This window comes from Coleofasciculus sp. (genome assembly GCF_046565525.1).
Lineage (GTDB): Bacteria > Cyanobacteriota > Cyanobacteriia > Cyanobacteriales > Coleofasciculaceae > Coleofasciculus.
This window is the reverse complement of the sequence record NZ_JBKHUP010000053.1, coordinates 22,685-47,026: the sequence shown is the minus strand read 5'-3', so window position 1 is coordinate 47,026 and position 24,342 is coordinate 22,685. Positions and strand designations below refer to the sequence as shown.

The 24,342-nt window shown below is 43.6% G+C and carries 22 protein-coding genes and 1 pseudogene; 13 read left to right on the top strand and 10 right to left on the bottom strand.

All coding sequences use genetic code 11. The annotated features are described in order from the left end of the window. The first annotated feature begins 257 nt into the window (after positions 1-257). Positions 258-2,618, top strand: a complete 2,361-nt coding sequence (locus ACLGGO_RS19375) for a heavy metal translocating P-type ATPase (RefSeq protein ID WP_446420537.1) — start codon at positions 258-260, stop codon at positions 2,616-2,618. A 173-nt stretch (positions 2,619-2,791) separates the two neighbouring features. Here the strand turns inward: ACLGGO_RS19375 and ACLGGO_RS19370 are convergent, their stop codons facing one another. Further along, positions 2,792-3,328, bottom strand: coding sequence for a DUF3172 domain-containing protein (locus tag ACLGGO_RS19370; protein WP_446334204.1), 537 nt, complete (start codon positions 3,326-3,328; stop codon positions 2,792-2,794). Positions 3,329-3,524: 196 nt separating this feature from the next. Continuing rightward, positions 3,525-4,628, bottom strand: a complete 1,104-nt coding sequence (locus ACLGGO_RS19365; RefSeq protein WP_446420536.1) for a TRAP transporter substrate-binding protein — start codon at positions 4,626-4,628, stop codon at positions 3,525-3,527. 175 nt (positions 4,629-4,803) lie between these two features. Here ACLGGO_RS19365 and ACLGGO_RS19360 point away from each other — a divergent pair, with 175 nt between their 5' ends. The 3 genes from ACLGGO_RS19360 (at position 4,804) to ACLGGO_RS19350 (ending at position 9,854) form a co-directional block, all read left to right on the top strand. Next, positions 4,804-5,001, top strand: coding sequence for a hypothetical protein (locus ACLGGO_RS19360; protein ID WP_446420535.1), 198 nt, complete (start codon positions 4,804-4,806; stop codon positions 4,999-5,001). Positions 5,002-5,596: 595 nt separating this feature from the next. Next, positions 5,597-7,837 carry a caspase family protein gene (locus ACLGGO_RS19355; RefSeq protein ID WP_446420534.1) on the top strand — a complete coding sequence of 747 codons (2,241 nt, stop codon included), beginning with the start codon at positions 5,597-5,599 and terminating at the stop codon, positions 7,835-7,837. Positions 7,838-8,018: 181 nt separating this feature from the next. Next, positions 8,019-9,854, top strand: a complete 1,836-nt coding sequence (locus ACLGGO_RS19350; protein WP_446420533.1) for a vWA domain-containing protein — start codon at positions 8,019-8,021, stop codon at positions 9,852-9,854. Positions 9,855-9,892: 38 nt separating this feature from the next. Here ACLGGO_RS19350 and ACLGGO_RS19345 read toward each other — a convergent pair whose 3' ends face one another. Continuing rightward, positions 9,893-10,555: an HAD family hydrolase gene (locus ACLGGO_RS19345; RefSeq protein ID WP_446420532.1), complete on the bottom strand. Its 663-nt coding sequence runs from the start codon at positions 10,553-10,555 to the stop codon at positions 9,893-9,895. Between the two features lie 105 nt (positions 10,556-10,660). Further along, on the bottom strand, positions 10,661-12,049 hold the full coding sequence (locus tag ACLGGO_RS19340) for a PEP-CTERM sorting domain-containing protein (protein ID WP_446420531.1): 1,389 nt from the start codon (positions 12,047-12,049) through the stop codon (positions 10,661-10,663). A gap of 343 nt (positions 12,050-12,392) precedes the next feature. On the opposite strand from ACLGGO_RS19340, the gene selD reads away from it, so the two are divergent. From selD to ACLGGO_RS19325, 3 genes are all read left to right on the top strand, one after another. Continuing rightward, the gene (gene selD, locus ACLGGO_RS19335) at positions 12,393-14,654 is read left to right on the top strand and encodes a selenide, water dikinase SelD (RefSeq protein WP_446420530.1); all 2,262 of its coding nucleotides are present in this window, start codon (positions 12,393-12,395) and stop codon (positions 14,652-14,654) included. Positions 14,655-14,801: 147 nt separating this feature from the next. Continuing rightward, on the top strand, positions 14,802-15,299 hold the full coding sequence (locus ACLGGO_RS19330; RefSeq protein WP_446420529.1) for a DUF4365 domain-containing protein: 498 nt from the start codon (positions 14,802-14,804) through the stop codon (positions 15,297-15,299). After that, positions 15,296-15,844 carry a hypothetical protein gene (locus ACLGGO_RS19325; protein ID WP_446420528.1) on the top strand — a complete coding sequence of 183 codons (549 nt, stop codon included), beginning with the start codon at positions 15,296-15,298 and terminating at the stop codon, positions 15,842-15,844. The genes ACLGGO_RS19330 and ACLGGO_RS19325 overlap by 4 nt, the downstream gene beginning before the upstream one ends. Positions 15,845-15,941: 97 nt before the next feature. On the opposite strand, the gene ACLGGO_RS19320 is transcribed toward ACLGGO_RS19325, so the two are convergent. From ACLGGO_RS19320 to ACLGGO_RS19305, 4 genes are all read right to left on the bottom strand, one after another. Then, entirely contained in the window at positions 15,942-16,271 is a 330-nt protein-coding gene (locus tag ACLGGO_RS19320; protein ID WP_446420527.1) for a hypothetical protein, read from the bottom strand. Positions 16,272-16,418: 147 nt separating this feature from the next. Next, positions 16,419-17,459, bottom strand: coding sequence for a hypothetical protein (locus ACLGGO_RS19315; protein ID WP_446420526.1), 1,041 nt, complete (start codon positions 17,457-17,459; stop codon positions 16,419-16,421). Between the two features lie 11 nt (positions 17,460-17,470). Next, complete coding sequence (locus ACLGGO_RS19310; protein ID WP_446420525.1) at positions 17,471-18,250, bottom strand: hypothetical protein; 780 nt, start codon at positions 18,248-18,250, stop codon at positions 17,471-17,473. Next, positions 18,247-20,130, bottom strand: coding sequence for a tetratricopeptide repeat protein (locus ACLGGO_RS19305; protein WP_446420524.1), 1,884 nt, complete (start codon positions 20,128-20,130; stop codon positions 18,247-18,249). The genes ACLGGO_RS19310 and ACLGGO_RS19305 overlap by 4 nt, the downstream gene beginning before the upstream one ends. 226 nt (positions 20,131-20,356) lie before the next feature. Here ACLGGO_RS19305 and ACLGGO_RS19300 point away from each other — a divergent pair, with 226 nt between their 5' ends. Both ACLGGO_RS19300 and ACLGGO_RS19295 read left to right on the top strand, forming a co-directional pair. Next, complete coding sequence (locus ACLGGO_RS19300; RefSeq protein ID WP_446420523.1) at positions 20,357-20,596, top strand: hypothetical protein; 240 nt, start codon at positions 20,357-20,359, stop codon at positions 20,594-20,596. After that, the gene (locus ACLGGO_RS19295; RefSeq protein ID WP_446340569.1) at positions 20,586-20,771 is read left to right on the top strand and encodes a hypothetical protein; all 186 of its coding nucleotides are present in this window, start codon (positions 20,586-20,588) and stop codon (positions 20,769-20,771) included. Before ACLGGO_RS19300 ends, ACLGGO_RS19295 begins: the two co-directional genes overlap by 11 nt. A gap of 161 nt (positions 20,772-20,932) precedes the next feature. On the opposite strand, the gene ACLGGO_RS19290 is transcribed toward ACLGGO_RS19295, so the two are convergent. Next, positions 20,933-21,733 (bottom strand): Uma2 family endonuclease, encoded by an 801-nt coding sequence (locus ACLGGO_RS19290; protein ID WP_446420546.1) that lies wholly within the window; start codon positions 21,731-21,733, stop codon positions 20,933-20,935. A 305-nt stretch (positions 21,734-22,038) separates the two neighbouring features. Between ACLGGO_RS19290 and ACLGGO_RS19285 the strand changes: the two genes are divergently transcribed. The 4 genes and pseudogenes from ACLGGO_RS19285 (at position 22,039) to ACLGGO_RS19270 (ending at position 23,622) form a co-directional block, all read left to right on the top strand. Further along, the gene (locus tag ACLGGO_RS19285; protein WP_446334195.1) at positions 22,039-22,395 is read left to right on the top strand and encodes a hypothetical protein; all 357 of its coding nucleotides are present in this window, start codon (positions 22,039-22,041) and stop codon (positions 22,393-22,395) included. A 21-nt stretch (positions 22,396-22,416) separates the two neighbouring features. After that, positions 22,417-22,515, top strand: a pseudogene (locus tag ACLGGO_RS19280) (CHAT domain-containing protein); the annotation flags it as partial. 19 nt (positions 22,516-22,534) lie between these two features. Beyond that, entirely contained in the window at positions 22,535-23,149 is a 615-nt protein-coding gene (locus ACLGGO_RS19275; protein WP_446420522.1) for a hypothetical protein, read from the top strand. Between the two features lie 53 nt (positions 23,150-23,202). Then, a complete protein-coding gene (locus ACLGGO_RS19270) occupies positions 23,203-23,622 on the top strand; it encodes an MAPEG family protein (protein ID WP_446420521.1) in 420 nt (139 codons plus the stop codon). 225 nt (positions 23,623-23,847) lie between these two features. Here the strand turns inward: ACLGGO_RS19270 and ACLGGO_RS19265 are convergent, their stop codons facing one another. Then, entirely contained in the window at positions 23,848-24,246 is a 399-nt protein-coding gene (locus ACLGGO_RS19265; RefSeq protein ID WP_446334192.1) for a hypothetical protein, read from the bottom strand. Between the last annotated feature and the right edge of the window lie 96 nt (positions 24,247-24,342).

Here is a 24,342-nt window from a genome sequence, read left to right as displayed (position 1 = left end):
GGCATGGCAGTGCCATGCCCCTACCGTAATTCAAGAGATGGTTGATGGGGTAGGGACACGATACTATCGTGTCCTTAAGGCTGTGATGTCAACTATATGACCATACATCTGATGAAATAGTGACAAATATCAATTATATTTTTTAAATTATTAGCTAATATATTAATGATTTGTGAATAAAAATTGCAGAGAGTGAATTAACCGTCCTTAAGGTTTTACAGTAGAAATGCCTAACTACCAATCAAGATTTCTGAGGCATGAGCATAGTAAATCTGGACAGCCGATGGGACGCGATCGCAGGCTACGCCAGTTATGATAACTCCCAGGATTTCAATCAGGCAAACCTGTCAGGGAACAAGGCTGTACCCTCTGGGAGAATCCCTTGTCGCGTGGTGCATTCGATTCCCGGACGGGTGCGATTTCGCGTGCCCCGGTTGGCAGATGATGCCGATTATGCCCATCGTTTAGAAGCGTTGATGGCGTCCCAAGATGGGGTGATTCAGGTGCGTGTGCGCCGCCCCGCCGCCTCTATTGTAATTGCCTATAACAATCAACAGCTATCCGATGTTCAGATGCGTCGGGTGTTGCTTTCGTTGATTCAAACATCAGGAAAACAAGATAGGGAGCACAGGAGCCAATTTGTAGGGGCGGGTTTGACCGATAACGTTACCCAAGAAACCGCTAACTTAACTAAACCCGCCCTAGTTGGGGAGTCCCAATCCTCAAATCCCAATCCCCAATCATTAGACGAAAATGACTGGTCTGAACTGAAACGTCCCGCCCTGGCTACCCTTCTCGCCCTGCTAGCGGGTCCATTGCGCCTCCCCATTCCTCAATCTCTGGTGGCGGGTTCTGTCGCGGTTGCGGGGTTACCGGTAGCGAAACGGGCGGTCAAAACTTTGCTAGGGGAACACCGACTCACTATCGATTGCTTGGATTTAGTGGCGATTACTCTGTCCTCAATGCAGGGAAACTGGCTGACGCCCGCCCTGATGATGACACTTCATGAACTAGGAGATATTATCCGCGATCGCACGGCTCGTTCAACTCATGCCCAAGCCACAGATTTACTCGATTCTATCGGACAATATGCTTGGATGGACTGTAACGGTGAAAAACAGCAGGTTCCCTTAACTCAGGTACAACCTGGAGACACCGTAATAGTATATCCGGGGGAACAAATTCCCGTCGATGGCGTGGTGTTGCGGGGAAATGCCACGATTGATCAACAGAAACTCACCGGGGAATCCATGCCTGTGGTACGAGAAGCAGGACAAACCGTCTATGCATCCACATTAGTGCGATCGGGGGAATTATATATCAAAGTGGAACGGGTTGGGGCAGATACCTGTGCCGGTGCGAGTATTCAGTTGGTGCAGCAAGCCCCCGTCCATGATACCCGTATGGAAAATTATGCCGCACAACTGGCAGAACGGTCAATTATGCCCGCGTTTCTCCTCGCCACTGGGGTTTGGGCAATTACTCGTAACCCCGCCAGAGCAGCATCTATCCTCACCCTGGATTTTGTCACCGGGATGCGCGTCTCCATTCCCACCACCTTTCTCGCCGCCCTCACCCATGCCACGCGCCATGGTATTTTAATCCGTTCGGGACGGGCATTGGAACAACTTGCCCAGGTGGATACAATTGTTTTCGATAAGACAGGAACCTTAACTCAGGGGAATATTCAAGTTGTTGCGGTGGAAACTGTAACCAATCGCTTGTCGGCACAACGTATCTTAGAACTTGCAGCAGCAGCAGAACAACGATTGACTCATCCAGTGGCTGAAGCGGTGATGCGTCATGTAGAGGAGAAGGGTATAGATATTTTACCCCGTGGTGAGTGGGATTATGAAGTCGGATTAGGTGTGCGGGCGGAAATTGACGGTGAGAGAGTATTAGTAGGCAGCGATCGCTTTTTGCGGCAAGCTGGGATTAGTGTGGATTGTTTTTATGATCAACATCCCTGTTGTCGTCAACTCTGGGGGTGTCAGCAAGATTGTCCCATTTCTGCCGATTCTTCGCTGATTTATGTGGCTTGTGAGGATGAATTCCAAGGGGTGATTCAATATAAAGATCCCTTACGCTTAGAAAGCCGCCGGGTGATTCATCAGTTGCAACATGAGTATGGCATGGAGATTCATCTTTTAACGGGGGATAGCCAAACCAAAGCCATCGCCGTGGCGCAGGAATTAGATATTCCCTTGTCTCAGGTTCACGCCGAAGCCTTCCCCCAAACCAAAGCTGATGTGGTACGTCGGTTAAAAGCAGAGGGGAAAACCGTAGCGTTTACGGGGGATGGGTTAAATGATTCCGTGGCGCTGGCGTATGCGGATGTATCGATTTCCTTTGGCGATGGTTCAGCCGTAGCTAGGGAAACGGCGGATGTAGTGCTAATGGAGAATGGTTTAGCCAGTGTACTGGATGCGATCGCGATTGCCAAGCAAACCCGGGGAATTGTCCAGCAGAATACCGCCATAGCTGTCACTCCTAACCTAGCCGCCTTGGGACTGGCTTCAACGGTGGGACTTCATCCCCTGGTTGCCACAGGGGTGCATAATGGGAGTGCGATCGTAGCTGGATTAAATGCGCTAAGACCATTAATGCATCGGGATTAGTGATTGTTTGTAGTAGGCACTTTAGTGCCTTAAAATGCCTACTACGAATAGGTCATATTATGTCCTAATGATTGCTGCTTCAGCAACGATAGGGGGAAAACCCGCCCCTACACAACCAATGTAGAGACGTTGCAGGCAACGTCTCTACACCCTATAAGGTAAGCAAGATAGGCTTAAAACTTATTGGTTTCAGATGGTGAACTACCTGATCCCGGTTGGTTGAGGAAGAAGTTATCCTCTGCCTCATTCTGGTAGATACAGTCAATTTTCGGCTTACCTTCCAACGGACCGGTGAAGCCAAAAGTATTCATCCGGTTCTTACACTCATTCACTTGCTCCGAGGAAACCAGGTTCTGTTTCTCTAAAATTGCCCAGTTGTTCCGGCGCAAAACACATCCGGGGCGCATACTCGGCTGAGTTACGTAAACGTTAAAGGGGTTGAGGGTGACAAAAACCCGCATATCTGTGACCATAGCGCTGGCACCATACTGGATACACAATTCCGGATTGGGCGCACTGCGGTCAATCGCTTCACGGGATGCCACATTTTCCAGATTGGGACTGGCTGTGGAACTAAAAGCAATACCGACACCAATTCCCAGGATAAAAATCCCGCCGATAATGGCTAGGGTGGTGGCGTTCAGGATAGAAGCGATGGGGGATTTAGCGGGTGAGGTATCACGAGCGGAAGATTTAGATCGACGTGCCATAGGGGTTCAATTAACTTTGGTAAAATTGCAGGGAGGGATTAGAGGGAGATAAAATACCAGAAGGTTAGGTTTAAGATACTATACAGCAGCTAAGTCTATTTTACGGGCATGAAAATCTCACAGAATTGTCCTCCTTCTAGTATGCCTAATAATCTAGGGACACGACATGTCGTACCTCTACGCCCACGACTCATCCCTAATTCGCCATCACAAAATTAGAAAAACTGAGTTGATTGACCTGGTGCCATCGGTAAATCTGTTCGCGAAAGCCCTTCCACTGCTCGTAAACCTCTTTAAAGGTACTATCTTGGGCAGCATTTTCCTCATATATCTCAAAGGATGCCTTCTGAGCCGCCTGCATAATCTCTTGAGAATAGGGCATTAGCTTTGTGCCAGTGTCCAGCAGTTTTCCCAGGGCTTGTTGATTTAAGGCGTCATACTGTGCCAGCATATTCAGGTTGGCGTCCATCGCTGCCGTTTTGAAGACTTCCTGATATTCTTTGGGCAATTTATCCCATTCTGCCTTATTCACCTGTACTTCTAATGTCGCTCCGGGTTCCCACCAGCCGGGATAGTAGTAGAGTTGAGCCGCTTGATGCAAGCCTAGCTTCTCATCATCATAGGGACCTACCCATTCAGCCGCGTCAATCGCACCCCGTTCTAGTGCGAGGTAAATCTCGCCACCGGGTAAGACTTGTGCGTTGACCCCTAAGCGAGACATCACGTCACCTCCTAATCCAGGGATACGCATGGTCAATCCCTTGAGTTCCGCCACCGAGTTGACTTCTCGCTTAAACCAGCCGCCCATCTGAGTTCCCGTATTCCCCGCCGGAAAGCTAATCACGCCGAAGTCACTATAAAGCTTGTGCATCGCCTCTAAACCACCGCCGTGATATAACCAGGCATTCTGTTGTTGGGCGTCTAAACCAAAGGGAACAGTAGTGCCAAACGCCAAGGCGGGATTTTTGCCGATGTAATAATAGCTAGCGGTATGACCACATTGCACGGTTCCGGTTTGTACCGCATCTAGCACCTGCAATCCCGGTACAATCTCACCAGCGGCAAACGGCGTAATCGTGAAACGTCCATTCGTCATTTCACTCACACGCTGACTCATGGTTTGGGCGCCGCCAAAAATAGTATCCAAAGATTTGGGCCAACTCGTTGCCATGCGCCATCGAATTCTAGGTTGGCTACCACTTTGTGCCACTGAACTGGTGGTAGTTTGGCGACAACCCCCTAAGGCGGCGGTGCCCGTTGCACCAATGACAGCATTCCCGACAAATTTTCTGCGTTTCATGATTTTGCCCGTTGCACCAAATTGATTAGTGATTTCCCCAGCCTGTCCTTGGGATTTTGGGAATCTGGGATACTTTCTATCTGCAAACCCTGATTCTATCAGAGCTAGTCACCCGGTAGAGAAGTTGGGGACAATGTCTCTAAAAAGTCATCAGCCCTAAGTTATACATCAAAAAATGACAAGTTTTATAAATCTCCTCTTCCAAATGCAGGCGATTGATATGACAATAGTCGCTCATGTCATTTCCATCAAGCGCATTAGTGTTTTCTTCAGTGTACTCCTGGGACATTTTATTTTTCATGAAGAAGGTATAAAAGAACGGTCAATCGGCGCCGCCATTATGATTGTCGGGGTTGTGTTCATTACACTCTGAGCAACAATTAATTGAGTCGATTCACTCTGCCTTTTTGTCTTCGGAGTCTCTCTATTCGGCGAAGTTCATTCCGATAAAATAAGATGCCCCCTGCCAGGATACCTGGTAAATGTCTGGAAAGATGTAACTAATGCATCAGTATTTTGGGGGGGATTTGATGCTGGCTATCAAATTGCCACAAACTCTAGACAGAAGAAAAAAAGCGATGGTAGCCACAAATAAAAATATAGTTTACGATCAATGTATAGGTTTGTAAATAGACCAAAGAAAATAGAATCTCGGTAGATACCTGCCTGTCTAGCCGGATAGAACAGAAGTAAAGGTTTAAACAGGGTGTACTCAACGACAACCATCAAGGGTCTAAGCTAACACACATTTAAATATCTGCCTTGATATCCTGGTTTTTGCCGCGTGGGGACGTGGTTAATTGATTCCGCAATAAGGGCAAAAACCCATGAATATAGCAGATAAAATGTACAACCGCTCTCGTGGAACCAGTGAATCTAAACTTAGGATCACAAGTTGCCGAATAAAATCTTGATGGTAGTAATTTAGGCAGCACAAAACGTTGTAGCAGTCTAGGGAATCGCCAGTTGTGAAAATAGCATTGCTGATTGGGGTAAGTGAGTACGGTTATGGTTTTCATCCCGTACCCGGAGCCGTTAACGCTGTTGAAGCGATGCAACGAGTTTTGCAGTATTCTTTTGACGAGATAAAAACGCTCATCAATCCGAATCCTCCCGTGATGCGGGAAACCATGGAAACGTTATTTTCCCAGCGTTCAGAGGAAGATATCGTGTTGTTGTTTTTTTCGGGTCAATGTATTCAAGATTATAATGATACCCTATATTTAGGCACTGGCATCACTGCCACTCGCATGACTGATGATCATTCCCAAAAAGAATTAGTTAAGGCAACCGTTGTTCCGGCTAGTTTAATCCAGGATATACTTAAGCATAGTCCTTGTCCGCAGAATATCGTGATCATCGATGGTTACTGTAGCAATATTCTGGATTGGGAGATAAACACAAACGACTATAATGAAGTCGGGCTCAAAGAGCAACTGGCGGGTGAAAAGTGGGCGCTGCTGAGCTGTTTTAGTTCCATTCCCTATTTCAACCAATCAGAACTCTCTCAACCCTCAGATTACACTCGTTATTTAGTCGAGGGACTAGCAACGGGAATCGCTGATCGCAATCATGATGATTGGATTTGTGTTAGGGAACTTCATGACTATGTTTATCAGCAGCTTAAAATCGTTGCTCCCGCTTTAAAACCTAGGTTATATGCTAGCGAACCCTACCAAGCGATCGCACTGAGTCAAGTTCCTCTAAATCGCCTCACCCTGAAGTATCGCAAAGAAGCACAACGTTGGATTAGAGCGGGTGAAATTTCTGTCGGCGGTCGTTCAGCTCTTGATACATTAGCACAGAGTCTACAGCTTACCCCATCAGATTGTGCCGCGATAGAAGCACAAGTCTTAACCCCCTATCGGGAGTACCAGGAAAAATTACAGCGATACAAGCAAGCATTTCGGGAAGTATTCCGAGCCGACAATTCACTCAATTCCAAGTCTCGTAAACTCCTAAAAGATTTGCAACAGTCTTTAGGATTGAGAGATCAAGATATTAAAGGCATTGAAGAGTTAATCGTATCACAAAAGCAACCCCGGGAAACTCCCCCAGGGAATCCCGCCAATAATCGGGAAGCTGAGGGAACAGGGGGAGCCGAAATTAGAGCGTATCTGAGTCGGATTTCCTCCCCACTCATTCTGGATCAAAAAGAGGAATCCACACCCAGGGAGGAGTTACCCCCATCCGGGGATAACTTCCCACCCACTCAATCGGTTGCTCCCACAGCACCACCTGTCTCAGCCTCTGTACCTGTGGAGGTGTCATCTCAAGCCGAGGATAACTTCCCACCCACTCAATCGGTTGCTCCCACCACACCCACTATCTCAGTCTCTGTACCTATGGAGGTGTCATCTCAAGGCGAGGATAACTTCCCACCCACTCAATCGGTTGCTCCCACCGCACCACCTCTTCCAGGCTCCACACCGAAAGAGGTTTCACCCCAACACCACCAGAGTGCGATCGCGCCCCCATCCCCTCCTGAGTCTATTCATCCTCAACCCACGACAGAATCGACGGTAGCCAATGGCGATCAACCCGCTCGACACTCCATAAAACCCGATTCTATCCCTGAATGGTATATGCAAACGCCAGAGGAACCGGAAACCCCTCCCACTTCTGGCGTCCAATTATCATCAAATCTCAACAATTTCTTAAATCCTGAACCGACGGTTTCCAAATCCCCTAAAAAACTCCTACTTTGGCTAGGAATTGGCGGCGGTTTAGCGACAGTAGTTCTACTGATTAGTTTATTTAATCGTGCTTCAGTACAACCGTTAACCGATTCAACGGATACCGTTGTATCCTCACCAACAACTTCTCCCACAGCGACAGAATCCCCAAAGGAGACTAATTCTAGTCCCTCACCGTCTCCCTCTCCAGAACCGGAAGCATCGCCAGAATCTCCGGCTTGTTCAGTTATTGTCACAGGAAATGTACGCTCTGATCCGGCATCATTTCGAGAGAATATCATCACCTATCTCACTAGAGAACAAGTATCGATAACTGGGAAACAAACTAAAGGCGGCTGGGTAGAAATTGAACTTCCCGATCAACGTCTGGCTTGGGCGCATAGGCAGGTAATCTTAGACGATGAGGATATAGATTCTTGTATGTTTGAACAAGGAATGACGATTCAAATCGTTCCGGATATTCCACCGCCGCCCGGTTTCTTTGATGACAATGACGAGGATGAAACGGATTGAACAACGGTAGAGATGTTCCGGCGGAACGTCTCTACGCCCTGATATCATTTCCTTAAGCTGTCACCCCTTTAAATTGGGAATGGGTAGCCAGCAAGATGCTCCCATGACAAGGATTTTTTAGTTGTTGACATTAATTAAGCTAAAATAAAACAATGCCGTCTAAATCCTTCAATCGGTCTATATGAAAGCCAGCTACACCCTCAGTCAATCTTTAATTGCAGCAGAGAGTCCCTCGACTGTAGACTTACTGATTAGCTTTCAAGGATCTGAGTCAAATCAGGAGAAATCATCTCGTCGTCCGCTCAATCTCAGCTTAGTCTTAGATCGTTCGGGTTCAATGGCGGGAGAACCCCTGCGATATGCGATTAAAGCCGCACAAAATCTTATCGATCATCTCACCACCGATGACTTTGTTTCGGTGGTGATTTACGATGATACCGCCGAGGTGATTATTCCCCCAGAATTAGTTAGCGATAAAGCCGCCATTAAAACAAAAATTGGTAAAATTCGGGCAGGGGGCTGCACCAACTTAAGTGGCGGGTGGTTGTTGGGATGTCGTCAAGTTCAATCCCACCAAAGTCCGGAACGAATTAATCGAGTCTTACTCTTAACCGATGGATTGGCAAATTATGGGATTCAAGATCCACAAGTGCTGACGAAGACAGCACAAGAAAAAGCCGAAGCGAATATTGTGACCACAACTTTGGGGTTTGGTAATAATTTTAATGAAGATTTACTGATTAACATAGCCAATGCAGCCAGGGGGAATTTCTATTTCATTCAGTCTCCAGACGACGCCTCTCAAGTGTTTGAAATTGAGATGGAAAGTTTGGTTTCAGTTGTGGCGCAAAATCTGAGGGTGAGGCTACAGCCGGAAGAGTTTGTTGAAGTTGGGGAGATTTTAAATAACTATCGCTTTTCCCAGGCGGGTAATACGGTAGAGGTTTTCTTGGGTGATGTGTATGGCGTTGAACAAAAGCCCTTAGCGATTCCCTTAACGATTTCCCCGCAATCAAAATCTGGAATGAGGGCGATTGCTACTGTGACGTATGACTATCAAACGATTGTTGCAGGAAGTATCAAAGACATTAGCAATCAGTTTTCTATTACCTTAAACGTCGGTTCAGAAGAACAAGCCAAAAACATCCAACCCGATCCTAAGGTTTTGGAACAAACGTCTCAGTTAAGAATTGCTAAATTAAAAGATGAAGCCGTTTCCCTGGCGGATAAGGGAGACTTTCAACAAGCAGTGGCTAAACTGCGGGAAACTATCGAGGAACTCAAAGGCAAGACATTAGACGAATTCTTTGAAATTGCTGAAGAAATTGCCCAACTGGACTACTATGCCCAATGTCTAGAAAATCGGCGATTTGATCGGGCAATCCGCAAAGAAATGCGCGATCAATCCTATCAAACCAAAACCCGCGATCGCGAAGACTTAAAATTACGCGGAATTACAACAGGCGCAGCCAGTGGGTTAGAGGTGACGAGTGATCCAGACGGTGGTGTTTTAGTTAAATGTGAACGGGCGGGTGGTAAACTCCGAGTGCGGGTCATTTCTGAGGGGTACAATCCTGATTTAAATGTACAGTTTCCTCGCCGTATCCGCGAACAGGGTGTCACCTATATCGTAGATGAAATTACCCTATCCGCTAATAGTACGTTTTATCGCGCTTCAGGAAACATTCGCCGCCTGGTTAAACCCGGAGAAGAAACAAAATTTACCCAAAAAACAGCCCGCCCAGGGAAAGAATTACAAACCGCTAAAGCCCAAGGAACAGCGGCTGATTTAGAAACCACAGATACGGTGGGGGATGGGGTTTTGGTTCAATGTGTGAAGGATGGGAAAAAACTACGAGCCAGAGTGGTTTCTGATGGCTATAATCCCGACTACAACATCCGTTTTCCTCGCACGATTCGAGAGGAAGGACTATTATATGTGGTTGATGAGGTTAAGGAAAATCCCCAGGGAGGTTCTTATATTGCCTATGGGAAAATTCGTAAATTGGTTCAGTAGTTGTTGGGGTGAGATCGATGATTAAGAATTTACTGAGATTAAGCCAAAGGAGACTGATCATAGTTAGCGAGTAAATCCGCAGGATTTTGATAGACTTTCATACAGCCGGCTTCTTTTAACTCGGCTTCTGAGAAACCACCGCAAAGTACGCCAATAACATCTAGGTTAATTTTACAGGCGGCTTCAGCATCATAAGGACTATCACCCACCACAATCGCGTCTTGGGCACTCACTCCATCGAGCTTATCTAATGCGGCTTGAAAGATATCGGGATCGGGTTTTGACTTTTCAGCATCGTCTCTAGAGGTTGCGCCGTCTACTAAATCTTCAATCTCTAATAGTTTTTTGTAGTGAGTAAGGGTTTTTGTTCTAGCTGAAGACGCCACGACAACTTTTTTGCCATCTAATTTGAGGCGTTCAAATAGTTGGCGCACTCCCTCAAATGGACGCACTTGGGATAGGAGGTTTTCTTGATAGAATTCTTTGCGATAATTTGCAATATCCTCGCCGATGCGTTCAAACTCCTCTTGGGGAATAAATATGGGAATGATATGCTCACTTCCCTTACCGATTTGATGACGGACTTTATCGTAAGGCACGTCATAGCCAAACTGTTTAAACGCTTCAACCCACGCCTGAGCGTGCAGATCAACGGAATCAACTAAAGTGCCGTCTACATCAAAAATAATCGCCTTGGGCATTACAGTTTCTCCTTTTGTTTCTCTTCATTATGCCGCTGGGATTCTGGGAAATCAATCTAGCCTGAGAGAGATAAGTTGGATATTAAAATACACAATGAACAGTTACTACCTTTTTTTAGCGTTAAATAAGACACCAAAACCAAACGCCACAGCCGAACCCAAAATAGTCATCGGTTCAGGTACAGGGGTAGCCTGAGACGGAGCAAGATTTAAGGGTTGATCGAGTTGGACAAGGATGAATTCATTATTATCTGGTTTGCCAGGAATACGCCCCTGGGAAAATGGGTAGTTATTATCGTTAATCACCAGTAGGGTTTTCTCATCCACAGGTAATACATTCTCAATCGTCACAAAGGGAAAGGTAAATACTCCATTTGTTGTGCCATTACCCCCTAGATTATTGGGATCGGGGATATTCAGCAAATCTACTAATAATTCTTTTTGGACAAAACCCTCACTATTTAATTGATTGATGTCGATTTTGTAAATTCGCTTAAATTCAGCAGGTCTAGTAAATTCAGGATTATTAGGATCACCTTGCCTGTTATCGCGCTCAATGACCAGAAATTCATGATCATTAATTGCCGTCAAGTCACCAATCGCTCGACCTTGGGGATCTCGTTGATAGAAAAACGTTTTACCTGTATACTGTTGGCTAGCTAAATCAAACTCATTAATCAGCAGGCGATCGCGTTGATCATCAGGTTGCAATGCCCCTTCTAACATAGCGTAGAGTTTGGTGCCACTGCTATTAAGTGCCAGCCCTTCAAATCCTTGGGAACCCCGCAAATTGGCTGTACCATCCAATTGGGGATTATCAGGAGATTGAACTAGGGGGTTATCACCCAAACCCAGAAAATTGGGCAGTGGAATTGGCGCATCCAGAACTTGACCCTCTGCCGAAACATGAAAGAGAAAGGGACCAAATTCATCACCAAACCAGTAGGTTCCATCACTCGCTTGACGGAAGGATTCGATGTCAAAATCAGCACCAGTTAACCAGCGATTGGATTGAACATTTGGGTCTACAGGAATGGTGGTTTCTGGATAAAAGGATTGTTCGGCAATAATTGGAAAATCTATCTGATTGTTCCCATCATTTAACTGTAAAAAACTTTCATTGCTAAAGCGAGTCAGTCGTTCGCCCGTTTGGAAATTAACCGGGAAAACTTGACCTGTGGTAAAATCGGGTTCGATAGCATAAACCCGCAGCAGAAAGTCAGCCGAATTGCTTTTACTGCCAAAACCGTTATCTACCATAACCCGAAAGGTTCCGGGTTTGGGTCCCGGTAAAACAGCCGAAAAGCCCTGCACGGGTTGTTGATCGGTAAAAGGGATAGAACTTTGTTGTCCTGAGGTGGGACCTGGGGCGAATGTATCTGCCCCAAGAATAGCACGTCCGGTCAGTTGAACGGCAGCGGCTGGAGAAGTGAAAATTAAGGATACAATTAGGGAGGTTAGACTACCGAGTAATAGATTGGAACGATTGAGCATTTGTTGGCATGAAATAAGACTCTAAGTAAGCAAAATTATATAAGTGTAGTGAATCCTTCGTCTCTGACTTCATTGAAACTTTATAAAAGTTAGATGAATATAAATATTGGATGAAGTATTTGTTTGAGCAAACCTAAATATAGGAACATAGTTACTGTTGTAGGTTGGGTTGAACGGATTGAAACCCAAGGATCTAAACCTAGCTATTATTGGGTCGCGTTCCAAGGGTCTAACCTACTATTAGGATAATCAAATCAAAGCCAATAATTATAAATGGGTTAGTCTAAAGAAACTTAACTATGTTAAATTAGGCATATAAGTGTCAACCCCTGACCAATGACCAATGACCAATGACAAAGACTTAGTCCTGATTGGCGGCGGTCATAGCCACGCGATCGCACTGCGGATGTTGGGGATGAATCCCTTGCCCGGAGTGCGCTTGACCCTGATTACCAATGTTTCTTATACACCCTATTCTGGGATGTTACCGGGTCATGTGGCTGGGTTTTATACCTTTGATGAATGTCATATTGATTTGCGACGCCTTGCCCAATTTGCTGGCGCTCAATTATATATTGATAAAGCCGTAGGTTTGGATTTAAACTCGAATAAAGTTATTTGTGCAAATCGTCCTCCCGTTGCCTTTGATGTCTTATCCATTGATATTGGAAGTACCCCGGCGAAAGAATCGATTCCTGGCGTAGCTAACTACGCGATTCCCGCCAAACCCGTTCCCCAATTTCTAACGCGGTGGAATCAAATAATCGAAACGATTGCCCAACATCCTCAACAATCCCTGAGTTTAGGAATAGTCGGCGGTGGTGCGGGTGGGGTGGAACTGGCAATGACGATGCAACGGCGTATTAATGATGTAGAAACGCGCCATAGCACCTCTGTAAAAATCCATTTGTTTCATCGGGGAAAGCAACTATTACCCGGTCATAATTCCTGGGTGCAGCGATATGTTCAAAAGCTGCTAAAGAAGCGGGGAATTCAGGTACATCTAGGGGAAACCGTTTCTCAGATATTGCCAGATAAAATTTGCTGTGAGTCAGGTTTAGTTGTCGATTGCGATTACAGCTTCTGGGTAACCCAAGCCGCTGCGCCCAGTTGGATAGCTGAATCAGGAATTCATACCAATTCCAAGGGTTTTATTTCAGTTAGCGATACGTTACAATCCCTCTCTCATCCTCATATTTTTGCCGCCGGTGATATCGCCACCATGGTGCATCATCCTCGCCCTAAAGCTGGGGTATTTGCGGTGCGTCAAGGGAAGCCTTTAGTCGGAAATTTGCGTTGCTTTGTACAGGGAAAAGCCCTACATCCTTACAAACCCCAACGGCGGTATTTGAGTTTAATTGGTACGGGTGATGGAAGCGCGATCGCATCCTGGGGTTCCTTTGGCTGGCACTCTCGACTACTATGGCGTTGGAAGGATCATATTGATCGCAAGTTTATGCGGCAATTTAGGGATTTGCCAGCAATGACACCTGCTAAGAATCTCCCGGATAAAACCCAAAACTTGACGAAATCTACCCTTCTAAAGAAGCCGGAAAACACCCCACCCATGTATTGCGCCGGATGTGGTTCTAAGGTGGGTAGCACTACCCTAGAACGAGTGTTAAAACGGTTGCAGGATGAGTATCCTTTCCCCACGCCAGAGGATATTATTCTCGGATTGGGAACGCCAGATGATGCAGCGGTGATCAAAGTTCCCGCCGATAAATTATTGGTGCAAACGGTTGATTATTTTCGTACCTTAATCAATGATCCCTTTATCTTTGGACAAATTAGCACCCATCACTGTCTCAGCGATTTATTTGCCATGGGTGCGACGCCTCAGAGTGTTTTAGCAATGGTAACGGTTCCTTATGGAACAGCAGAAAAACAGGAGGAAACCCTCTATCAATTATTATCGGGGGCGATGAAGGTACTCTCTCAAGTACAAGCACCTTTGGTGGGAGGACATACAACGGAAGGGACAGAATTAACCTTTGGTTTATCCTGTAATGGATTAGTGCATCCTCAGCAAATTATCAAAAAAAGTGGGATGAAACCGGGCGATCAGTTAATTCTCACTAAAGGTTTAGGAACCGGGATATTATTTGCTGCTCATAAGCGTTTACGGGCAAAAGGGCGCTGGATTGATCAGGCGGTTGAGTCGATGTTGTTGTCGAATCAGGAAGCGGTTAAGGTATTCAGAGATCATGGTGTCACGGCTTGTACCGATGTGACTGGCTTTGGATTCGTGGGACATTTGGTGGAAATGGTGCAAGCATCGGGGGTGGCGGTGGAATTAGAGTGGGATAGGATTTCCATCCTGGAGGGGGTGACGGAACTTGTGGAACAGGGAATTGTCAGTTCGCTGTATCCCCAGAATGTACAAGCTGCAAGGTTTATCAGCAATCAGGAAGAGATTTGCGATCGCGCCAATTATCCAGTGCTTTTTGATCCGCAAACCTCTGGCGGGTTATTGGCAACAATTCCGGAGGATCAAGCGGTAAACTGTGAGAAAGTTTTGCAAGAATTAGGATATAAACAAAGTTGTATTATTGGTCAGGTAATTTCAGCTAGTTCAGGCGCTCCACCATTGAGATTCTTCTAGGCTGTCTCAAAAGAAATGTAAAGCTTGCAGAAGATTAGGATTAATGGTACTGAAATTTTGGCTGGTGGGCAATGCCCACCCTACGGTATATTCAAGGTGCCATTGACATTAGGATAACTGCAACTGAAGGTTCAAAATCGGCTTAACGTGGATATCAGACAACAAAAGGAACAATTTAGCAATACCTATTTACAAGCCGTTACAACTGTTGCGAGTTATTCTCTGTACAAGCCTTCTGTAGACGATGACAGTATCGATTGGGGAATTGCCGCTAAGGGGGTAATGGGACGCCTGCGATCGCCTCGCTTGGAATTGCAGTTAAAATCTACCTCTAGAGACGTTCTTGATGATAACCAGTTGCGTTACCCGCTTAAGATTAAGAACTATAATGATTTAAGATTGCCTGATTTCGCCATACCTAGAATTTTAGTTGTCCTTGTGCTTCCTGAAACTCTGACCGACTGGTTACAACAATCTGAGGAAGAACTCTGTATGAGATATTGTGCCTATTGGGTATCACTCCGAGGAATGCCCGATACCAAAAATACAGCGACGGTAACGGTTTCCCTACCCAGAAGCCATCAATTTACCGTGTCAGCGCTTCAGTCAATGATGCAGCGTCTTAGTCAAGGTGTTTTACTATGAAGGTAACGGTGCGGGATGTTGAACGTTTAAAAAGTATAGAACCTAAACAGCTTCAGGCGTATTTAAAAGCTCATGGCTGGTATGAAGACAGTCCATTTTTGGATAATGCCATGATTTGGCTCAAGCAGGATAAGCAGCGAGGAGAATTTGAGATTTTATTGCCCCTAAAAACTAATGTAGGGGATTATGTGACTCGGATTGGTGAGGCGATTGAAACGTTAGCCGTTGTCGAGAATCGTTCTCAAGTTGAGATTTTGAGTGAACTGCTTTCTGGTGGAAAAACGATTACACTTCAGGGAGTAGTCATGCACATTAACACGCCTAATTCTGATCCCTTAAGTGGTAAAATAACGTTGCTAGGTCTTGTTGGAGATAAGCTGCGGAAAATTAAGACTGAGTTAACAGGTTATGACTATATTTTAGCGGTTAAAGCGTATCAAGAACGTTGTCCGATAATCTGTCTGGGTGAATTAAGCAAAGAGAATGGTAGTTTTGTGTTAAAGAATGTTCGGGATTTGATGTTTGATGAATCCTGGGAGCATTAATATATATTCGTTTCCGGCTAGACCATTAGTCTAGTACAAGATTGTAATACTGGTGGCTATAACCTGAATTTAGCCAATAGGTAATTTGTCGTTAAAATCATGGTTTTTTCGGGTGAGACTTTTGTAAATCTTGCATGACTTGCACGAGAAAAACAATTAATGAACCAAAAGCAGCAGAAGCAAAAGGAATCACAAGCAACTCTATTGTATCTTTGGGAAATAAGGTAAAAAGCTTATTTGACCGTATTTCTGATACTGTCGAATTGTGACAAGAGGCATTGAAGGATGTTTTGAGTTGAGAAGCTTTACCCCTAATGTCCAATTTTAATCCATCAGGAACAATTAAAATTTGTTTAATCGTCTCAATTCCAGAGCCTTCAGTACATAAAAATTGTCCTGGCTCAATCTCTAAGATGCTTTGATTCAAAACTAAGTGACCTTTGATAAGATTAGAATGTTTTGTTCTCTCGTTGGGATCATAAGCCTCTTCGACTCTTTCTAAGCTTAAATCACTGACCTCAAGTCCTCGACCCAACCAATCAGAACTGTTGCTTTGTTCTGGAAATTTTGCAGCCTAATCTAATTCTGTTGATGATTCTGGTGGCAGATCAATATATATAGTTGACCTGCTAATAATTGGCAACTGTCTCGTATATGCCCGGGGTTGCAGGTTAAATTGCAAATTTTTAATGGGTTGAGCCAAGTTAGGGTTTACAAGTGTGGCATTTTCTACCGTAACTTGTACGGGTTGTTTACCCAAACCCAGCTTAAGAAAATTACTTTTACATCCTCCTGAAGATTGCTCAATTTTATTGTTGCTTGGGTTGAGTCCGATTTCAAAACGTTGGTCATCTAACTTATTAATATTGCCCTGATTATAGAAAAAATTAGAGATGTGCGTCCCAGGTATTACACATAAATCCTCTATCACCATCTCGCTGTCTGTAGGATTAAGGCTTTGTAACAATAATCTGCTAGTTTCTGGACTGCCAAGCTTAAATGTTATCCCTTCTTTCGTATTAATTTTATTTTTGATTTCTGACTCAATCTCTGGTTCTTGAATAACACCACTGAGGGTTATTTCTGAACCTCCTCTAATCTCAATAGATTTAACGCGATTTATCCCTTTAAGGAGTGAAGAACCTGATTGATATGTAAACTCTACTTGTTGAACAGTTAAATGTCCTGATAACTCACTTTCGATAGTCCATAAATAAAAAAATGCTGGCATGATACTAATCAAAAAGAATAGTGCAGAAATTAAAATCATTTTGTTTGTGCTTGCAAGAAAGCTCAATAATTTTATAATGTTTTTTGAAAATTGATGGGAAATAAATTGAACTATATTCAATCCTAGATTAAGGATATTTAGCCTTGCGTGCTTGACCAAATTCAATAAAAACAAACCTGCACTAAATAAACTGCTCTTGAATTGTTTAAAAAATTTAGTCGTAAAATCAACCAAGTTAATTTTAATTTTATTCAAATGATTTTGAATAAATTGATGCAAATTAAAGCCTAAACCAAGCAATAATGCCCAACATCTTAAGACATTTTTATGGCTAACTTGGATGAGTTTTGTAAACGCCAGTTTCATCTGATACAAAACTTTCATTTTATATTTAATTACTTACGCAAAAATGATTGAATGTGCCTAAAGTACCGATACTTGCGGTTGCGGTTGGACAGATTACCACTAGGTAGTTTAACTTGAGTGGTATATTCTAATTCATAAATACCATCGGGTAGCTGATTTCCGCTTTTATCCCTACCATTCCATTGAAAACTATGGAATGGTCTATAGGTGAGATTATCGTCTACATAGATAGCATTAGGACTGCCCTCTTTTTTAATTTGAAATGCTGTGACAATAAATTCATCATTATAGTTGTTAGTAGCTAGGATAAACTGATAACTGCTGTCTGGCTTTCCTAAACCCACGGGGAGGTAAACGTCTCCAATATCCTCCTGATCAATAGCAAGAGCAAATAATCGACTTGTATCAAATCCTGCTCTCACAAAGATATTGGTTAGCCAATTAAACACGAGGGTTTGTGGAGTCGTAGAATTTTGCGTCCAACTATTTGAACTAATTTTATCGAGAAGATAGCGATCCCGTTCTTGAAACGCTTGAATACTTACTTTTGCCTGAGAGCCAATTTTAGGAATCTGAATTGGAATCTGGTTAACTCTCCCTGAAGTTACACCATTGACGGCAAAAGAAACCAGATTAACATTGTCTCCTAATGGAGTTGACAATACACCTTCCCAGCGAGTGGGATTTTGCCGACGTTGATACTGGCATTCTGAAAGAGGACAGCGCTGTTGAGCTAATGACGTAGTGGAAACAAATAAAGCTAAGGATAATAGCAGTAAAGCGGTAAAATATTGATGTCTTTTGGTCAACTTCCAGGATAATTTCCTATATTGACTGATTGACCATCAAGGCTCGTAAATTCATCAAATATTTCAACATAAAAGTCTACAAAAAAATCCATAACGTTTTCAGCCGCATTAGAGTCTTCGTAGTCAATACTACTCAAGCGATTAATCAACCTGTCAATAGTATTAAATCCAGTATTACCTCTTAATGAAAAATATCCTGGCATACATTGAACTGTTTTGAAAGCAGCATTGAAGTTTGTAGCCTGAGAATTAGATATACTTATTTGATAATTCTGTAAACATTCTGCTGATTCTGAAGTAGTCTGGTCGTCATTATTATTAAAGGTGAAATTATCATTTGCATATTGACGTGCTTTTTCGATATCTTGTTCACTCAATAATAAATAAATGAACTGCATCATTTGAACGTCCTGAGTCTGAGGATGACTGTTAATGGCTCTTGACATTCTTGACATTATAGTCTCATATTCTGCTTTAATATTAATTTCCGATTCATCTTCAAATTGCCGAAATCCAGCTAATAAAAATAAGTACACTATTAATTTTTCAGAATCTCGATCACTTGCTTTATCTATAATAGATAATATTTCTTCCCTCTTTCCTTGTACATATAAAAAAGCACCAGCCATTCCTGTTGAATCGATCCATGGATAATTGCTAGATATAATTGTTCTGGCTAAGTCAAAATAATCATCATCTTCTGTTTCTTCTAAATTCAAAGTGTTAACCGATTTTTCATAATTTATTAACGCCTCATCCATATTTCCCATGAAGGCAAAAGCTAAACTTAAACCCGCATAAGCATTTGAATCGTTCGGATCAGTAAGAATGGCTTGCTGATAAGTTGCTATAGATTCATGGATTTCACCTAACACAAGCTGAGAATTAGCTTTCTGTAAATAATCGCTGGAATTTTGCTCTAAATATTCTCTGAATGTTTTCTGTTGTAAAAAGTAGATAAATGCCGTGTAAAAATTTCTCTCTTTTTTGGGGTTAAGTCTTGCTGCTATTTTATAATCATCATAAGCTTCAGCGATCTTCCGACTTCGCCTACGCGCTTCAGCACGGTTATAGTAGACATCAGCACAGATAGGAGCAGCACTAGGTCTCGCCGAAGCACAATCAGAATTACTGTTAATCCCACTACGGTAAGCTTCTATTGCCTCATCTAACTGACCTTTCTTAACCAAAAATAGCCCTAACCGATTCCATGCCTCAGTATAATTAGGACTAACTTCAGTAGCTTTCCGATAAGCATCGAGTGCCTTTGCTTCCCGGTCTTCCCATTCCAGCGCCACTGCAAAAGAGAGCCAAGCATATCCCCATTGTGGACTCAACTCAACAGCACGTTGATAAGCAGCGATCGCTTCACTTTCTTGATCCTTGTCGTAAAATAAAACATGACCAATACTCAGATAGGCAGAAGCATCATTAGGGTCAGCTTGTATCGCTCGTTGGTAGTCTGCTAATGCCTCATCAAGCTTTTCCTGTTTTCTCAGTGCATCTCCTCGTCCCCTGTAAGCTGCCGCATTTTCTGGGTTCAAGCGAATCGCTGTAGTATAAGCTGTAATTGCCTGATCAAAACGCTGTTGACAATACAACGTATTTCCTAGTCCGAGGTAAGCAAGGGCAGAATTCTGATTAACTTCAAGAACTTGTTGATACAGTTGCTCGGCATACTTACAATCCCCGTTCTGATAAACGCTAGCTGCACGTTCTAAACGTTCATTTTCATTGAACGGTTGACCTAAAACTATCTGAGGTGTTGCCAAGATAGGGAGCAATAGCAAGGCAACAATGTATCGGTATAAGGACATGGGAGCTTTCTGAGTAGCTGGGTGCTGATGAGGAAAATACAGACTATTTACCCAAGCTAACATAAAGATTTGATTACTGTCTGTTGATCAAGTTTGGCGAGTTAAGTGATATCTCGCACACTTGGCAAGACTCCCTACATGACACTGGAGGGGGTAACGGAACTTGTGAAGAAATCGTTAGTTCGCTGTATCCTCAGAATGTACAAGTGGCAAGGTTGATCAGCAGTCACGAGCAATTGTGCGATCGCGCGGTAGGATGAGGATCACGCTACAATAACCCTGATATCTAATGGTTGAAGTCAAAATGGAAGTTTTTAAACTGACAACTACTGTCAATGCCTCCGGTCATTTGATCCTTGATCTTCCCACACAACTCTCTCCAGGACCCGTGAATATTGTGTTGGTACTCAGTTCATCTGTTGAATCTAAAGTGCAAAACCAGAACTATGATTTTTCTGATTTGGCAGGACGACTGAATTGGCGAGGAAATGCAGTAGCCATGCAAAGGGCTTTACGAGATGAGTGGTAATCGCTATGTGCTGGATACTAATGCTATCGTTGCTTTGTTACAAGGCAATCTCCAATTGGTTCAATTACTCCAGAATGCTAGTTGGATTGGCATTTCAATTATTAGCCAGATTGAGTTTCTGGTGTTTTCCGGACTAACTGAAGCGGATCGCCAGCTTTTTCAACATAAAACTTGATCTCGGCTACTCAATTGATCGATCAGTTACCAATTAATGGAATGGTGCGTTCTCATCAAGATGTTTGGTTTGAGATCAGGAGTTGAATTAATGAACGCACCCTACAAGATCGGTGCGATCGCGCTTGCCATGAAAATTATATGTTGCGCTAACCATTAAGCTTACCTTTCAGCAATAGCCCGCACAGTCTCCACTGGTAACGATAACGCTTCAGCAATTTGTTCTACAGTTAAACCCATTGCCAATAACTTGGGAATCGCATTTCGTTGCGCTAACTCCGCTTGTTCTCTTGCCTGTTGTTCTTGTATTTTTTCCTGTTCAGCTTGTTCTCTTGCCTGTTGTTCTTGTATTTTTTCCTGTTCAGCTTGTTCTCTTGCTCGTTTTTCTAACCTTCGCTGTTCAATAATTTCCACAAAAGAAGCAAATCGCTCCCCATCAGGATGGTATAGCTGTAAATTTCCTTGTTCCAATTCAAATCGAATGCCCAGACGGGGACTAATCCAACCCGACATTCTCGGAATTGGCTGTAATACTTCGTTATCCCTTTGCCATCCTTTGAGGATTCCAGACTGAGGATTAAACAGGTAATATTCCTCAACACCATAACGTTCGTAAAAATAACGCTTGGTTTCCTCTAATTCTGCCTTAGTGTTACTGTGAGAGGCAATCTCGAAAACCACTTGGGGCGGAATATTGTCTTCTTCCCACTGTTTATAGGAACGTCGATCACCCTTGGGACGCCCGATGACAACCATGACATCAGGCGCTTGTCTAATCCAGGGTTCGCCTTCCACTGGATACCAGAATAAATCTCCAGCAACGAAGACATTAGGATTCTCAAGAAACAGGGCATCAATTCCACCTTGAATGGTGACAATTAAGCGGAATTGGATTGTATTGTCTGCCAAGGGTTGACCGTCACTTTCGGGGTAGATGATTTTAGAGAAGGTAGAAAGGGGCATGATATCACAGGAACAAACATTTTTTGTCACTTTAGCATATCCCCAAAAGACGATGGAGAAATCCATCGTGCGCTGTATTCCCAGACTGTACAAGCTACCCGGTTGATCAGCACTCAGGAACAATTGTGCGATCGCGCCAAGTCTCAAGAATTTTTTGGTAGCTAAGGCTACAGTTTTTCGGTTTTGTCAACTTAAGCCCTGGAGATGAAAACTATGCCGTTAATATTTCTAAATATTTTTAGGTTGGCAGTGTAGAAAATTAGCGGATAGAATAACTGGAATATCCATCATTCAAGGTTAAATCAATGAAACTGCCCTTCGCGATCGCACTGCTGGCGTTGATTGGTGTGATGGTGTTTTTGATATGGCGCGATTCCCAGAATAATGAAGGGATAGACCCCCATTTACTCAAAGCCGTAAAAGGGAACAAAGGTTTAGCTAAACGACTGCTGGCTCAGGCGCAAATGAAATATCCCGGAAAGTCAGATCGGTGGTACGCGGAGAAAATTATTTATGATTTAGAGCGCGATGGTGCAGGTAGTGGGCGTCGTTCCAGCTATGGGGTTAATCGCAGAGAATTGCGGGAGAACATTTTCCTGGCTGGCTCGATTATATGGCTGGTTAACTCAGTCACCTCCTTGGTTAATCGTTTGTTGAGATAAGGAATTGGATTTGGCACATTATTATTGGTACTCAGTGCTTGTCAAACCGCAACCGGGGATAAACGCGCCGCGTTAGGATTAGCAGGTGTCGCAGTGAGGGCGGGGGCGCGTAGTACCTTGCAGTATTGACGTTAACTCTATGCCTAACATTAAAGCATCCACTCTTGAAGACGCCACAAGCAACTGGTGTATCTACGTTCAACAGATAATAGAAAACTATCATCGTGACGCGATTAATTCAAATAATGTCGTCAATACTATCTACACCCGTTTGGACAAGTTTCTGGAAAGTAAGCCAACGGTGGAAAATGGAAAAATCTACACCAGCACATATTTTCCTTCAGTGAATGAGGTTAACGCTAATTACGAACAGGTTTGGTGCAAAATTAATACCGCTCATCGCATCGATGCGGCTAATCTAGGGTTTCGCTCTCTAGGGGAGCATCAATCTATCTCCAAAATGAACGAACTGGCGTTAAACTGGGCGTACAACTATGTCGATAATTGCATCAAAAATGCCTATCAAGCTGCCGATATTACGATCAATTATAAAGAAACTCAAAAGGCAACCGGATTATCCTGGTCTTATTCTGAACTGGTTTTTCAAAAGCGTGACAACAAATCCTATCTTTTAGAAACTCCCTATTTAAGAACGGGTAACTTATTCTTTGAGGCTTTGAGCTATAAACACTACTGCAAACTATTATCCCCGAAAGGAGCCGTTGATTTTATCGAAAAAATCAGCAATAATTAACAAAGAATAAGTGAACTGTTTTTTACCAATCACCCGTTGATGAGGCTTTAACTATGATTGAACTGAAACCGTTAATTTTTCCCGCTTTAGCCACCGTTGCCACTCTCTTGGTTTACTTAGTTCTGACGATCAATGTGGGTCGAGCTAGGGCAAAATATAAAGTACCTGCACCTCAAATTTCAGGAGATGCCAATTTTGAGCGTGTGTTTCGCGTACAACAAAATACATCAGAACAATTGCTCTTATTTTTACCCAGTTTGTGGTTATTCTCCCTGTTTGTTAGTCCAATTTGGGGGGCGGGAATTGGTGCAGTTTGGGTGATTGGGCGAATTATTTATGCCTGGGGTTACTACACAGCGGCGGAAAAACGCGGCATTGGTTTTGGCATTAATTCTCTATCTGTTCTCGTCCTCCTGATCGGTGCTTTAGTGGGAATGATTAAATTGTTCATCAACACCCCATTGGGAGTATAGAGCGATTTTAGCAAATTGGTTTCCCCTTTTTTAAAGGGGACGAAAGGGGGATCTAATCGGGATGAGCTGGAGGGTTAAGTCTTCCGAATTTGCCAACAGTATCCTCAGTATCAGCGGGTGTACATTCCAAGCATTGATCTGCCACAATCGGGTTTTTGGATAACTTTTTGTCCCTAAACGTCGCTCAAACACCAAAAACCCAAATGTGAGGAGGGTGCTAACGCTTCACCTTGAACCAGGAAAAGAACGCAAAGATGGAGCAGCGGCTGCGCCATAATTAACTCGGCAACCAATATTAAAGACACTGACGCCACATTCTAGAGGAACCACCTCACCTTTAAGCATGGCACTACAGCTAACATAACCATCGTCGTTGGTGTCTTTCATCATGCATTCAATGGGTTCTGCACCAGCACGACTGGACCACGAACCCATCCCCATCCCCGCAACAATGTGGTGCCAAAAGAAAACGAGAAGAAAGAAACCTAGGAAAATTGAAACAACTGCTGTAGAGATTAACCCCGCTTTAAACTTCCAATTTTGCAGAAAATTGCCGGACTTGGTTTGACCTGCGTCTGGCGTAGTAGTTGACTGATTGATTGGTTTATCTTGAGTTTCGGTCATGAGTACTTAATGTCTTTTGATTTTAAGATAATCGCCTATGGGCGTCTAATATGATTGTAGCGATCGGTCAAAAACTTTTGCCGTCATGCACTAGCA

Excerpts from the sequence above, each read along its gene's own strand:
- ACLGGO_RS19290 (WP_446420546.1), bottom strand. The coding sequence starts at position 21,733 with ATGCCCCTTTCTACCTTCTCTAAAATCATCTACCCCGAAAGTGACGGT.
- ACLGGO_RS19275 (WP_446420522.1), top strand. The coding sequence starts at position 22,535 with ATGCCTAACATTAAAGCATCCACTCTTGAAGACGCCACAAGCAACTGG.
- ACLGGO_RS19325 (WP_446420528.1), top strand. The coding sequence starts at position 15,296 with ATGAAGGTAACGGTGCGGGATGTTGAACGTTTAAAAAGTATAGAACCT.
- ACLGGO_RS19315 (WP_446420526.1), bottom strand. The coding sequence starts at position 17,459 with ATGAAAGTTTTGTATCAGATGAAACTGGCGTTTACAAAACTCATCCAA.
- ACLGGO_RS19370 (WP_446334204.1), bottom strand. The coding sequence starts at position 3,328 with ATGGCACGTCGATCTAAATCTTCCGCTCGTGATACCTCACCCGCTAAA.
- ACLGGO_RS19285 (WP_446334195.1), top strand. The coding sequence starts at position 22,039 with ATGAAACTGCCCTTCGCGATCGCACTGCTGGCGTTGATTGGTGTGATG.
- ACLGGO_RS19270 (WP_446420521.1), top strand. The coding sequence starts at position 23,203 with ATGATTGAACTGAAACCGTTAATTTTTCCCGCTTTAGCCACCGTTGCC.
- ACLGGO_RS19305 (WP_446420524.1), bottom strand. The coding sequence starts at position 20,130 with ATGTTAGCTTGGGTAAATAGTCTGTATTTTCCTCATCAGCACCCAGCT.
- ACLGGO_RS19360 (WP_446420535.1), top strand. The coding sequence starts at position 4,804 with ATGACAAGTTTTATAAATCTCCTCTTCCAAATGCAGGCGATTGATATG.
- ACLGGO_RS19350 (WP_446420533.1), top strand. The coding sequence starts at position 8,019 with ATGAAAGCCAGCTACACCCTCAGTCAATCTTTAATTGCAGCAGAGAGT.
- ACLGGO_RS19365 (WP_446420536.1), bottom strand. The coding sequence starts at position 4,628 with ATGAAACGCAGAAAATTTGTCGGGAATGCTGTCATTGGTGCAACGGGC.
- ACLGGO_RS19345 (WP_446420532.1), bottom strand. The coding sequence starts at position 10,555 with ATGCCCAAGGCGATTATTTTTGATGTAGACGGCACTTTAGTTGATTCC.
- ACLGGO_RS19300 (WP_446420523.1), top strand. The coding sequence starts at position 20,357 with ATGGTTGAAGTCAAAATGGAAGTTTTTAAACTGACAACTACTGTCAAT.
- ACLGGO_RS19340 (WP_446420531.1), bottom strand. The coding sequence starts at position 12,049 with ATGCTCAATCGTTCCAATCTATTACTCGGTAGTCTAACCTCCCTAATT.
- selD (WP_446420530.1), top strand. The coding sequence starts at position 12,393 with ATGACCAATGACAAAGACTTAGTCCTGATTGGCGGCGGTCATAGCCAC.
- ACLGGO_RS19265 (WP_446334192.1), bottom strand. The coding sequence starts at position 24,246 with ATGACCGAAACTCAAGATAAACCAATCAATCAGTCAACTACTACGCCA.
- ACLGGO_RS19295 (WP_446340569.1), top strand. The coding sequence starts at position 20,586 with ATGAGTGGTAATCGCTATGTGCTGGATACTAATGCTATCGTTGCTTTG.
- ACLGGO_RS19375 (WP_446420537.1), top strand. The coding sequence starts at position 258 with ATGAGCATAGTAAATCTGGACAGCCGATGGGACGCGATCGCAGGCTAC.